General features: G+C 27.3%; 11 protein-coding genes. All 11 read left to right on the top strand.

The features are described 5' to 3' along the window. Window positions 1-90 precede the first annotated feature (90 nt). Window positions 91-1,062: a toxin-antitoxin system YwqK family antitoxin gene (locus K324_RS0113475; RefSeq protein ID WP_026749598.1), complete on the top strand. Its 972-nt coding sequence runs from the start codon at window positions 91-93 to the stop codon at window positions 1,060-1,062. A gap of 25 nt (window positions 1,063-1,087) precedes the next feature. Continuing rightward, on the top strand, window positions 1,088-2,881 hold the full coding sequence (locus K324_RS0113480) for a hypothetical protein (protein ID WP_026749599.1): 1,794 nt from the start codon (window positions 1,088-1,090) through the stop codon (window positions 2,879-2,881). Between the two features lie 130 nt (window positions 2,882-3,011). Beyond that, a complete protein-coding gene (locus tag K324_RS15030; RefSeq protein WP_026749600.1) occupies window positions 3,012-4,292 on the top strand; it encodes a hypothetical protein in 1,281 nt (426 codons plus the stop codon). Further along, window positions 4,282-4,998, top strand: coding sequence for a hypothetical protein (locus K324_RS0113490; protein WP_026749601.1), 717 nt, complete (start codon window positions 4,282-4,284; stop codon window positions 4,996-4,998). The genes K324_RS15030 and K324_RS0113490 overlap by 11 nt, the downstream gene beginning before the upstream one ends. Before the next feature lie 17 nt (window positions 4,999-5,015). Next, window positions 5,016-6,425 carry a hypothetical protein gene (locus tag K324_RS0113495; protein WP_026749602.1) on the top strand — a complete coding sequence of 470 codons (1,410 nt, stop codon included), beginning with the start codon at window positions 5,016-5,018 and terminating at the stop codon, window positions 6,423-6,425. Next, window positions 6,397-7,374, top strand: coding sequence for a toxin-antitoxin system YwqK family antitoxin (locus K324_RS0113500; protein ID WP_026749603.1), 978 nt, complete (start codon window positions 6,397-6,399; stop codon window positions 7,372-7,374). Before K324_RS0113495 ends, K324_RS0113500 begins: the two co-directional genes overlap by 29 nt. Window positions 7,375-7,409: 35 nt before the next feature. Further along, window positions 7,410-9,584 carry a hypothetical protein gene (locus K324_RS0113505; protein WP_026749604.1) on the top strand — a complete coding sequence of 725 codons (2,175 nt, stop codon included), beginning with the start codon at window positions 7,410-7,412 and terminating at the stop codon, window positions 9,582-9,584. A gap of 19 nt (window positions 9,585-9,603) precedes the next feature. Beyond that, on the top strand, window positions 9,604-9,930 hold the full coding sequence (locus K324_RS0113510; protein WP_021746683.1) for a PAAR-like protein: 327 nt from the start codon (window positions 9,604-9,606) through the stop codon (window positions 9,928-9,930). Between the two features lie 34 nt (window positions 9,931-9,964). Further along, window positions 9,965-11,452, top strand: a complete 1,488-nt coding sequence (locus K324_RS0113515; protein ID WP_026749605.1) for a hypothetical protein — start codon at window positions 9,965-9,967, stop codon at window positions 11,450-11,452. Next, window positions 11,424-12,359 carry a hypothetical protein gene (locus K324_RS0113520; RefSeq protein ID WP_026749606.1) on the top strand — a complete coding sequence of 312 codons (936 nt, stop codon included), beginning with the start codon at window positions 11,424-11,426 and terminating at the stop codon, window positions 12,357-12,359. Before K324_RS0113515 ends, K324_RS0113520 begins: the two co-directional genes overlap by 29 nt. 19 nt (window positions 12,360-12,378) lie before the next feature. Next, window positions 12,379-12,602: hypothetical protein (locus K324_RS16175; protein ID WP_051354478.1), on the top strand; the 224-nt coding region annotated here is incomplete at its 3' end.

The following is a 12,602-nucleotide window of genomic DNA, read 5'->3' on the forward strand; positions in this document are numbered from 1 at the left end:
GTCATTTATAAACAGAGAGGAACGAAGGACTGGATTAACTATTTACTGCCTGTGTTGAAGGTTTTTGGGCTGTAATGAAAGGATAGAGAAATGAAAAAATTAATAATGATAATTTTATTAGGAATTTCTTCTGTTTTAAATGCAATAAAATTATCAGAAATAAATGGTTTAAAAAGATTAAATATGTATGATCAAATAAAAAATTTTGAAACTGATAGAATAATATCTAAAGAAGAAAGTAAAAAAGTTAATGGCATAATATATGCTAAAGGAGAAGATTTGCCTTTTAATGGTGTAATTGTAACCAGAGATAAAAAAGGAAATATTATTGACTTATCTATTATAAAAAATGGGAAACTTGATTTTCTTAGTTTTAAATTTTATGAAAATGGCAAGGTGAGGTTAATTTTAGGAGTTAAAAATGGTATGCTGGAAGGTTGGACTCAAGAGTATTACGAAAGTGGCGAGGGAAAATCTCAAAAATTTTATAAAAATGGGAAATTAAGAAATATTACTGAATGGTATGATAAAAGCAGTTTTAAAAGAACACTTGAAATAGGAGAAAATATGGAAGCAGATTTATATTTTTATTATCCAAATGGGCCTGAAGAAATCCATATAGAAGCTATTGCTGTAGATAAAGAAAATGGAGTAGGTTATAAATATAAAACTGTAAAATTGAATGACGAACTTGGAAGGAAATTAAAAGTGAAAATTGAGTATCCTGAAGACAGTAAAGACAATGGATTAGTTAATGGATTGAATTATTTTTATGATAAAAACGGGAAATTAAAATATGAGATAGCCTTTAAAGATGCTAATCCAGAAAATTTTAAAATAAAAAATATTATAGTTTACGGAGATTATGAAGCCAGTAAAATTCAATGTGAACAAAATTTAAAAACTGGTGTTGGATGGATTTGTAAGAAAGAAAATAGTCTTTTTGAAACAAATGATGTAAAAGAAGTACTGTCTAATGATGAAATAAAGGAAATAAAAGAAATATTAAAATATGCTATAAATAAAATAAATATTAAAGAAGATGAAAATATAAAATTATAAAAAATAAAATAAGGAAGGTGAAAAAATGACAATTTCTCCAATAGAAATAAACCAAAGAATAAGTAAAAGTATTGATAAAAATCAAACTGAATTACTTGGAAATTTACAAATTTATTTGATAAGTACAAGTGGAAATGATAATCAAAATGAAACTTCTAAAACTAAAAATAGTTTAGATGGAAAAAGTAATAATATAAATGCAAAAAAAGTTATTAGTACTGTTAGAGCAAATGAAAAAACATATTTATTATTAAAAAGTATAGAGTTAGAAATAACAAATAGTATGTTAGATCATTCAAAATTAACTATGAGTTTTACTAATCTAAAAAGTGATAGATATACAGAAGATATAGTAAAAGAAATGTTAGAATTACCACCAAATTTAACTCAAAATAGAGTATATATAGGCATTAATACTGTAGACGGGAAAACATTATTTTATGGAGTTGTAAATAGTTTTCAGAAAGATGAAAGCATAAGAAAATATAAGTTAGAGGCATTTTCGATTTCAAAATTGATAGACAGATTTCCACAATATATTGACTTTAAAACAGGATATTCAATAGGCTTTTTCTTAAAAAAATTTCAAAGTAAAGTAAAAAAGTATCTATTAAATGAAGCTGATAATATAAAAGAAAAATCAGAATTTTCAACAATTTCTTTTGATATAAAAAATGAAAGATTTCCATTTTTAAATATAAAAAAATATAATCCTATTCTTATGTTAAATACGACATATTGGGAATTTTTAAAAAAAATTATGTATTTTGAAAGTTTTAAAATACCGGTTTATGTGAAAGGAAAAAGTATTGTAATTGGATTTTCTAAAAAATCAGAAGAAGAAGAAAATATTACAGAGAAAATTAAATTAAATTTTGAAACAAAGAATCAAATTAGAGAAATTAGAGAAATTGGAGATTATTATGCTGGATATTGTATTTATAAAAGTAAAATAGTGATAAAAGATACTACTGGAACAGAATATTATTATGCAAGTGCAACTTTAGATGAAATAGTAAATGAATTAAAAATAACACAACAGGAAATTGATACAATACAATTAGTTGGAAAAGTTGAAAGTGTTGAAAATATGGAAAAAATTGATAATATTATTGAAGAGAAAAAACAGTTTCTAGTTAACTTTAATAAGGAATTGGAAAAAAGGAAATTAAAGTTGAAACAAGAAGAACAAGCTCTATTATCAAAGGAACAGAACATGGATATAAATTCTTCGAGGGATCCTCAAAAAGAGAAAAAGGAAATAGAAGAAAAGAGAAAACAATTAAGTAAAAAATTAGAAAATATAGAAAAAATGATTGAAATAAATAAAAAAACGATTGAATCAAAAGTTAAAAAAACTAAATATGTTGGTGTGAGAGTTAATTTTGATGATTTTTTAAAAAATTTGGGGATTAAATTTGCTAATAAAGAGTACAGGCAAGATATAGAGGGTGCAGAAAATGGTGTTTATACAGCTGAAATGGCAGGAGAAAAATCTTCAAAAATAGTAGAACTTAATGATACTGACAAAGTAAATGAGACAGTTAAAGTTGAAAATGAATATTTTTATGGATTTGAAATATTATCTAATAGTGGATATTCCAAAGGAAATTCTCTTACGATAAAACCACAAATTGGTGAGGAAGTAGTAGTTAATATTACGAAAACTTTATCATATGTAAATGGAACTTTAGAAAATGCTAATAAAGATAATATAATGAATGAAATAATTAAATTTAATGCTACTAAGATGAATATTCAGATGGATGAAGAGATGGAAGCAAAAGCAGCAAATATAGTATATGAAATAGAAGAATAGAGGAATTTTATATTTATGAAAAACAAAGTGGTCAAAAATCCAATAGTTTAAATTTAAAATATAAATTTTGATATTAGGAGAGGAGTATATAGTATTTAATAAATTATTATTGATATTTATATAAAAACTTATGAAAGATACAACAGATATTATAAAACGTCAAATTTTGGAATTTGAAAGTGAAGCTTTGCAAAAATTTTTCAAGGAAAATATTTTAGAAAGTTTTGAAGAAATTGAAAAGTATTTAGAACAAAGAATAAATATAATTGAAAAAAAAGTGGAAGAAACATTGAATACAGAAAAAAAGAACCTTGATATATGTATGACTGTAATGAATGAAGAAGAATATAGATTAAATGATGGAGTTTTTTCTCCTGTAGATATGGTTGACTTTTCAGATAAAACTAAAAAAGGAATAAATATAAGAAATATCATTACAAAAAAAAATATGGTTGTGCAAACTGTATATATGGAACTTTCTGATGAAGAAATTAAAAATTTAGAAAATAGAAAATTTAACAGTTATATTGAAAAAAATGGTGAAAAATTTCCTGTCAAAATAAGAATTGAAAAAAATAAAAAATATAATGAAAAAATTCAAGAATTATATTATCTTTTTCAAAAAAATGGAAGAGAATGGAAAACTATAAATTCGTTTTATAATGATAATTTTTATGATATTATTTTAGATGAATTTGAAAAAGAATATATTGATTTGCAAGATATTCAAAATTTTGAATATGATTTGGAAGAAATGGAAATTAAGGCAAAAAAGAATGTATTTTTAGTTTGGAATATTAATAGAATAAGTGTTCAGTCCGAAGATTTTGTTCAACCTGATGAAGAAAGAATAGTTTATAAATATAGACTGGATTATAATCAAAATAGAAATATTTTAATAAATTCAAGTAACAATAAACCATTTTTTTTAGTATATAGAGATGAAGCAGAAAATATAAATGTTTTATCGAATGAAAAACAGGATCTAATATGGGAAGTATGGGAATTTATGGATTTTTCAAATATAAAATACGAAAAAGAATTGGATTTTAAAATTTATTCAAATGCACAAATTAATGAAAGAATAGTAAATTTAAATAATAAAATACGGACAAAAGTGGAATTAAACAGATTCTTAAATTCTTACAGAATATTTGAAGGCTTAAAAGTAGATAAAATTTATCCTGAAATATTTAATGGAACCAAGTATTTAAAATTGAAAAAGTTGAATGAGTTTATAAAATTTGATTTTGATTTGGACGAGAGATTAAAGCAGGGAGTAACTCTGAAAATAAAAAATAATAATATTCCCAAAGAAGAGTTTGTAAAACTAATGTCATTTTTTGTAAGCGAACTAGAATATTCTTATCCACAATATAATTTTAAAGTAGTTGATGAATATGTTGAATAAAAAAGAAAATTATAAATATATATGGAGCATATTGCAAGACTATTTTGAAGATGATGAAAAAAGGAAACAGATAAACTTTTTTGTTCCAGAAAGCAGGATAGGGGCATATTTTGAAGTTAATAATGATGTTATTTCAAACAATAAAACTGTGGATAATAAAGTTCCTGTTAATCCATATTTGAGATTTGAAGGGTTAATTATTGAAAAATCAGAAAATGATAAAAACAGGGAAATAATATTAAAAGAAAGTTTGAATAATTTATATTTTCATCTATTTGGAAATGTAGATTTGATGGAAGGGCTGAATGCTTATGATATTATCTTAAACTTTATTATAAATGATGTTCAAAATGGTAAATTTGGTGAAGAAGTTCAAAATTATTTTAAATATTTGAATAAAAAGGAAAAAAGGATTATAGCTAAATATATAAAAAAATATTATGAGGAGGATAGCAGTTTTAATATTTTTTTGCGAGCATTTAAGGAAATATTTAGCGATTCTATTGTTTATAGGGATAAAACTAAATTAAGAAATTTTCTTTTATATATAAATTCAGAAAAAACAAAAAATAATCGAATGAAAGTAAAAGTATTATCAAGTTTCTTTATTCCTTTTGAATACAAAGTTAGAGTAATGTGGAAATATCACGTAGGAGTAATTGGAGTAGAAGAAACATTGAAAATTGAGGAAATGTTAATAATATAGAGAGGAAGGTGGTTCAAATGAAAGCGGCAGTGCTTCTTAGCCCGGTAAATAAGGATGGTGTGAATATAGGTTTTTTTAATAGTGTACTTAGAAAATTTAAAAAAAATCCAGTTCCATTGGGTGAAACCTTTATTGGAGATGCAGGAGTAAGTGAGATATTACTGCTACCTGTGTATGTGGATACAGTTGAATATTTAAAATATGATGCTGAAAATATGAAAGCGGAAGGAGATGTCCAATTAATGATGATGAAAAAATCTAAAGGGCTATCTGAAAGCAAGTATGATTTTTTAAGCTTTGCAGAAAATTCAGTGATCAAGATAGGTGGAAAGATAGTATTTTTAAATTTTGAAAATGAAGCCAAGTCGGAAAAGGAAAAGAATGCCTTTGGAGAGGAAATGCTGGATGAAAAAGATCTGACTGCTGGGATACAGAAATATTCGGAAATGGGGAAGGAGGAAAAGAAAAGATTCAGACAAAAGGTAGGAAAGAAGCTGATAGAATATGGAGCAAATCTAAGGACAATAAACCAGTTGTCGGAATGGGCAATGTCAAATGATATACCACAGACAGAAAATGAACAGAAAAAAGGGTTTGAAATTTTGAAAAGAGATCCCTCACAGCCAGCAGAAGCATACAGGGGGATAACAAAAAGCCTGACGATAGTGTATTTTAAGGATGACAAACCGATGGAGAAAAAGAGTGAGGCAAAAAAATGGGACAGGGAAAAGGATGCGGAAAAGGAATATGAGTATGCCCAAATACAAAAGCGTCTAACTGCCATTGAAAATGCAATAGAAACACTAGACAATAATATAAAGGGTGCATTGGAAGAAAAAGAGAAGAGAGATTTGAATAAAAGTACGCTTTTAAAGAAATACGGAAGTGAAGATGCGATGAAACAAAGATATAACGAATTGGTGGATGAATTGCAGACGCCGGATGACAGAAAAGATATGTTAGAAGCGGAAAAAGGAAATATAGAAAATGCCCTAAAAAATGATATGAAAGACATTCAGACGTTAGAGCAGCTGCAAAAGTACAGGACACAGCAGAACAAACTGATAGAGGAAAAGGAGGAAATAAAAAGGGACAAGCTGAAAGGGCAGGCAAACTATGAGGCATACAAGGAACAGGAGGACTTAAAGAACTGGACAGAAAGCCTGCTAGGAATAGAGCTGGATATGCCATTAAGATATATGTATGTACCTGAAGTGGAGCTGGTATCGTATAGCGAGTCAATGGACTTGTCGGAATCAGAAGGAAGATTTGAGGTACTGCTGAAGCAGTCCTTCAAGAGGAAGCAGTATGTTGAAGTAGGAGATCCGACGAGCTTAGGGCTGAAACAAGGTGGAAAATTGATAGAGAGCATTGGAAAGATTTTTGGAGTTGGTAGTGATGGAAAAGTTGTTAAAAAAGGTAAGTAAAAAATGTACAATTGTTTTTTTGGTTTTAATTTTTAATACTGTTTTAAATGGAATGAAATTATCGGAAGTAGAAGGAATAAGAAAATTAAGTAATTATGATGAAATCAAGAATATTAATGTAGAAAGAATAGTGGATTATAATGATATTGAAAGAAATAAAAAATTGGACAGAGTTTACGTAAATGGAGAAATTAAACCATTTACTGGGTTAGCATTTAGAAAAAAAAATAATAGAATAATCGCAATTACTTTTTACATTAATGGAAAATCAGAAGGAAATCATTATAGATATTTTGATAATGGGCAATTGTATGTAAAAATTAATTTAAAAAACGATAAATCAGAAGGAGAAAGTTATGAATATTATCCAAATGGTAAAATAAGTGATAAAAGTTTTTATAAGAATGATATAATAACTAAATTAACGGGCTATTATGAAAACGGTAAAATAAAAAGAATATTTAAAACAACAGAAGGGTTAAGAGGAATTATAACAGGATATTATGAAGACGGAATAAGCAAAGCTTCAGAAATGAATGTTATTCAAGATTATAGTGAAAAAAGAGTATTAAAATTTATACATGATGGAGAATCCACAGCATATGACAAAAAAGGACAAATTATGGGAATACTGAACTATAAGGATGGTAAGTTGACAGGATTAGAGCAAAAATTGTTTAAAAATGGAAAACTTAAATATGACTTTATTTCAGCCTCAGAAAAGCCAGTAAGGGATATTAAGGCAATGGACTTTTATGTGGAGTACTTTGATAACAGCGAGCAGAAAAAACTGGATTGCAAGGAATTAGCAAGCAATAACTGGCGATGTAAGGAATACAGTAAAAATGGTAAATTTAAAAGGGAATTTGATTCGCCGACATTTAGTGAAGCTAAAGACTGGAGCTTTGGGATAAATGTTCTGCTTGGAATACTTAATATATTGTTTTAATAAGAAATAGAGAAGGATTGAAAGGAGATTATGAAATGGCAGATATGAAACAAGGAGCAGACAAAAGAGAAGTAAAGCCTATGTCAATAAATAGGAGAATAAAGAAGAGTAATAGTGAATTGCTTGGGAAAGTTCAAGTTTATGTAGTTAATAAAAAGAATAATAAGACATATCTTTTCTTAAAAAATTTTGAAATAATAGTAAAAAATTCAATGTTTAATCATTCTAAACTTGAAATGGTGTTTCAAGTTGCATTAAAAGATGAATTTACAGCAAAAAAAATGGAAAATATAAAATTAGCATCTGATATAAGTAATTTATTGTATCAAGATAAACAGTATATAGGTGTTGATTTAAGTACAGGAAAAACATTATTTTATGGTATTATTGAGAAACTTGAATATGATGAAAAAAGCAGAATTTATAAATTAAGAGCGAGTTCAATTTCAAAATTACTTGATAGAATACCTCAATATGTTGACTTTAAAACAGGATACTCGTTAGATTTCTTTTTAAAAAAAATGCAGGCAAAAATACATAGATATTTGTCAAATGATGCTATGGATCAAGGAGAAGAGATAGCATTGTCTCAGATAGATTTTGATATAAAGGATGAAGAATTGGAATTCAATAGCATAATGAAATATGGATATATTATTATGTATAATGAAACATATTGGGAATTTTTAAAAAGAATTTTATTTATGGAAGTACTAAAAATACCAATATATATGAAAGGTAAAAGGGTTACAATAGGATTTTCTAAAAATAAAAATGAAGAAAATAATAATAAAATGAAATTGAATTGGATAAAAAATGAGGTTAATGAGTATCTTGAAATAGGAGATTATTATGCTGGATTTTGTCTATATGAAAGCGAAATAAGAATAAGTAATTTTTATGGAACACAATATTATTATAAAAGTGAAACTCCTGAAGAAATAAAAAAATTTAAAACTAATATAAAGGAAATTTATCCTTTTATTTTAGAGGGAATTGTTATAAGAACAATAGAAAGTGAAAAAATAGATTATTGGGAAAAAGAACAAATAGAATATGCAAGAAGAGAAAATGATAAGTTGAAACATGAAAAGGAAAAATTAAATGATGAAAGAAAAAAATTAGAAGATGAAAGGACAAAAAAAACTGAAGAATTTAAATCATTATTGGCAAAAGAAAGACTAACAGAAGAGCAAAATAAAGAAAAAGAGAATTTAGAAAAACAGTTAGAAGAGTTGAATAAAAAATTGGGAACTAAAAGAAATTATTATTCTTCTGAAATTGAAACAGAAGATAAGGGAATGGTTCGTTCATTTTATAATCCTTCTGAAATTGAAACAATGGAAGGGCAGTTTGAAGAGCCAGTAGATGGAGAGATACCTAAAAAAATAGAAAATATCAATATGATAATTAAGCAAAATAATGAAATTATAAAAAAAACAATAGAAGAAACTAAAAATATAAGTGTAGAGGTAAATTTTGATGACGATTTAAAAAGATTAGGATTAAAGGAAAAGAATACAAATCCTAATTTTCGGAGAACTGTTGAAGGTATTGAAAATGGAATATATTCTGCTGAAATGATGGGAGAAAATGGTGTAAAAATAAATATAGAAGATAATAATAAGACAAATGCGGAAGATCAAAATACAAATTCTACAGATAGTCAAACAACTTCAGATAAAAATTCTGAAACAAAGAACGATGAAGCTCAAAATGCAGCATTGGAATCTTCTGATAACCAAGAAGATTCAAATGAAAATGCTGAGAAAAAAAATGATGAAACAAAAGAAGAAGTTATTGATAATCAAGTAAGTTCTGAAAATACAAATGATAGTAGCGATGAAAAAGGCTCAGATGATGCTGATAAACAAAAGACAGAAAATAATGATAATTCATCTGAAAAAGAAATGACAGTAAAAAATGAATATTTTTATGCTTATGAGATACTTAGCAATTCGGGATATTCTAAAGGTAATTCAACAACACTGCTTCCAAAACCGGGAGAAAGAATTTTAATTGCATTTTTTTCTAACCGAAATTTCTCTTTTGGAACATTGTCCAATGAAAACAAAGAAAATATAAAAAATGAAATTATTAAGTTTAATACAAATCAAATGCAAATGCAAGCAGATAAAAATATTGATGTAAATGCAAAAGAAAAAGTTTCATTTGAATCATCATTAATAGATTATAAAACAGAAAATTAAGTGTAAGGAGTGTTGCAATATGAAACAAAGTGATATGTTAAAAAATGGTGACAATTTAATATGCAATGCTGGAAGTCAGCCAAGCAAATTTCAAATAACAAGAAAAAAATTTACAGTAAACGGAGAAATTGTAGCAACTGTTGAAGATAATGTTGCTGGTGTAAATGTTCAAAGTTTTGGTTCATGCAAATTTGCAGAAACTTGTAAATTAAATTCAGAATTATATGGTTCAAAATTAACGTGGACAAACTATGTTGAAAAAATAAGAATACTTGGTGAATACAAAATAAATGATAACTCTATATGTCAATGTCCACTTGGTGGGATGATAAAAAAAATGAAATAAATGATATTCAATAATATGAAAGGGAGATAAAATCATGAAAGTATTAGTGTTTTTTAGTCCAGTATCTGATGGAATGAATTCAGAAGTATTTATGCGGGCTTTGGAACAATTTAAGGAAAATCCTTTTGAGGAAACATTAAAACAATTAAAAAAAGGATTTAAGGAAAATCTAAAAGCGGATCACAGCAAAATCCTTTTGTTGCCAACATATACAACAGGAATACATTTTTTAAAAGGTTCCAATGAAATAACAGGTATGAAGGTGTTAGACAAAGAAAATGCAAGTCTGAAAGAAAACAGGTTTTCATATTTTCAATTTAAGGAAGGTGAGTATCTAAAAGTAACGGGTAACATTGTTTCATTTGATTTAGATGATCCCGAAAAAAAAGATGAGGACGAAGTTGCAAATAGTCTATTTAAATATGATAAAATGGGTTCAAATGAGAAAAAAAGGTTTAGACAAAAAGCAGGGAAAAAATTCATTCAGTATTTATCAAATGCCGCAGTTATTAATCAGATGAATAATTGGGCAAGTGTGAATGATGCATCAGAAATAGAAGAAATGGGAGAAATGCAAAAAAATCAAGGAAATAAAGGCACTAGAGAACCTTCAAGCCCTGTAAGTGCATATTCAAAAGTAACTAAAAATATGTGGGTAATTTATTTTAATCCTAATGATGCACATAAAATTGAAGAAAATGCTAAAAGTTGGGATAATATAAGCGATGCGGATAGAGAATACAGATATCAGCAAGTGGAAAAAAGACTTAAAGTATTAAATGATCAGATAGGAACTTTGGATGAAAATATAAAGAAAGAGCTGGACATTATTGAATCAAGAAGAATAGAAAAACAAAAAATGTCGGCACTATATGGCGATGAAGCTGGTATGAAATCAAGGTTAAATAAAATAAAGGAAGAAAAGCAAAAGATAAAAGATGAACAGAACGAAATAAATACTACACCATTATCACCAAGTGCAACAGAAGTGGAAAAAGATATGGTTGATTGGAAACTAAAAAATTTAGATTCACAAGATACAACATTGACGACTGAGAGTGCTGAAATAGAGAAGGTATTAAAAAGTGATGAACTAGATAAAATTTCACTGGAAAAGATGCAAAACTGGAAAGAGGAGCAGATAAAATTAATAGAATCAAAAAAAGAAGTGGAGGCAAGCCAAGTAAAAAGTAAAAAAGAATACGAGGCAGAAAGGGAACTGGAAACAAGAAAGGAATGGGCGGAAAGCCTGATAGGAATAAAGACAGGAATCCCGCTAAGATATATGTATGTACCCGAAGTGGAAGTAATATCATACTCGGAAACAGTAAATCTAAGCGAAAAATCAGAAGGGACATTTGAAATAGTGGTAAAGCAGATAATAAGGAACGGGCAATATGCAAAAGTAGGAGATCCTATATCACTGGGAATAAAAGGAATAGGAAAAGTTACAGATAAGATTGGTAAGATTATTGGTGTAGGGGGAATAGGAAATGCAAATAGCAACAAAACAAAATTTTAAATTAAAACAAATTATTTTATTATTTTTTATATTATTTGTAAATTGCACTTTTTCTTTAACATTATCTAATATTAATGAACTTCGAGAATTAAGTAACTTTGATGAAATAAAGAATATTGAGGTTGAAAAAGTAATAGAAATGAAGGAAGCAGTAAAAGAATTAGAGAGAATAGGAAATACAGTATATTATAAAAAGACAAAAATACCTTATGAAGGTGTAATAATTACTAAAGAAAATAAAAAAATAAAAGGTATTTATTTTTATAAGAATGGAAAAACAGAAGGAGATGGCTTTGATTATTTTGAAAATGGGAAAATTAATTGTAGATCAAAAGCTAAAAATGATATAGATACATTTAATGAATGTTACAATAAAAATGGAGGTAAAATTCAAACGTTTAAAGGTAATGGCGGGATTACGGGAATATTAACGGTGTATTATGATGGGGGTAATAAAAAAGCATATGTATCTGAAGTAAACCAAAGATTTGATAGCCAAAATAAAAAACAAGTATATACAAAAAATGGAAAAACAAGAGTATATGAAAGAAATGGAAACATACTAGGAGAACTCAATTTTAATAACGATAGTTTATTAGGAGAAAGGCAAAAATTATATATGAATGGGAAAGTGAAGTATGATTTCATAGGAGGGACAAAAGATATAAAGGGCTTAAAGCCAATGAAAAGTTATATTGAATATTTTGATAATAGTGATGCTATAAAATATGATTGTGAAGAAACTTCAAAAGATAACTGGACATGTAAAGAATATAACAAAAATGGGAGTTTTAAACGGAATATTGAAAATGGAAAAGCATATGTTGCTGTTAACAACAACCATCACGGGAACTTCTGGATAAATATGTTTTTAGGTGCTTGGAATATATTGACGCAGACACATTAGGGAGAATATAAAAAAAGAAGTGGAGGCAAGCCAAGTAAAAAGCAAATCAGAATACGAGGCAGAAAGGGAACTGGAAACAAGAAAGGAATGGGCGGAAAGCCTGATAGGAATAAAGACAGGAATACCGCTAAGATATATGTATGTACCCGAAGTGGAGCTGGTATCGTATAGCGAGTCAATGGACTTGTCGGAATCAGAAGGAAGATTTGAGGTACTGCTGAAGCAGTCCTTCAAGAGGAAGCA

This window comes from Leptotrichia trevisanii DSM 22070, assembly GCF_000482505.1.
Taxonomy (GTDB): Bacteria; Fusobacteriota; Fusobacteriia; order Fusobacteriales; family Leptotrichiaceae; genus Leptotrichia; species Leptotrichia trevisanii.

Excerpts from the sequence above, each read along its gene's own strand:
- K324_RS0113475 (WP_026749598.1), top strand. The coding sequence starts at position 91 with ATGAAAAAATTAATAATGATAATTTTATTAGGAATTTCTTCTGTTTTA.
- K324_RS0113480 (WP_026749599.1), top strand. The coding sequence starts at position 1,088 with ATGACAATTTCTCCAATAGAAATAAACCAAAGAATAAGTAAAAGTATT.
- K324_RS15030 (WP_026749600.1), top strand. The coding sequence starts at position 3,012 with ATGAAAGATACAACAGATATTATAAAACGTCAAATTTTGGAATTTGAA.
- K324_RS0113490 (WP_026749601.1), top strand. The coding sequence starts at position 4,282 with ATGTTGAATAAAAAAGAAAATTATAAATATATATGGAGCATATTGCAA.
- K324_RS0113495 (WP_026749602.1), top strand. The coding sequence starts at position 5,016 with ATGAAAGCGGCAGTGCTTCTTAGCCCGGTAAATAAGGATGGTGTGAAT.
- K324_RS0113500 (WP_026749603.1), top strand. The coding sequence starts at position 6,397 with ATGGAAAAGTTGTTAAAAAAGGTAAGTAAAAAATGTACAATTGTTTTT.
- K324_RS0113505 (WP_026749604.1), top strand. The coding sequence starts at position 7,410 with ATGGCAGATATGAAACAAGGAGCAGACAAAAGAGAAGTAAAGCCTATG.
- K324_RS0113510 (WP_021746683.1), top strand. The coding sequence starts at position 9,604 with ATGAAACAAAGTGATATGTTAAAAAATGGTGACAATTTAATATGCAAT.
- K324_RS0113515 (WP_026749605.1), top strand. The coding sequence starts at position 9,965 with ATGAAAGTATTAGTGTTTTTTAGTCCAGTATCTGATGGAATGAATTCA.
- K324_RS0113520 (WP_026749606.1), top strand. The coding sequence starts at position 11,424 with ATGCAAATAGCAACAAAACAAAATTTTAAATTAAAACAAATTATTTTA.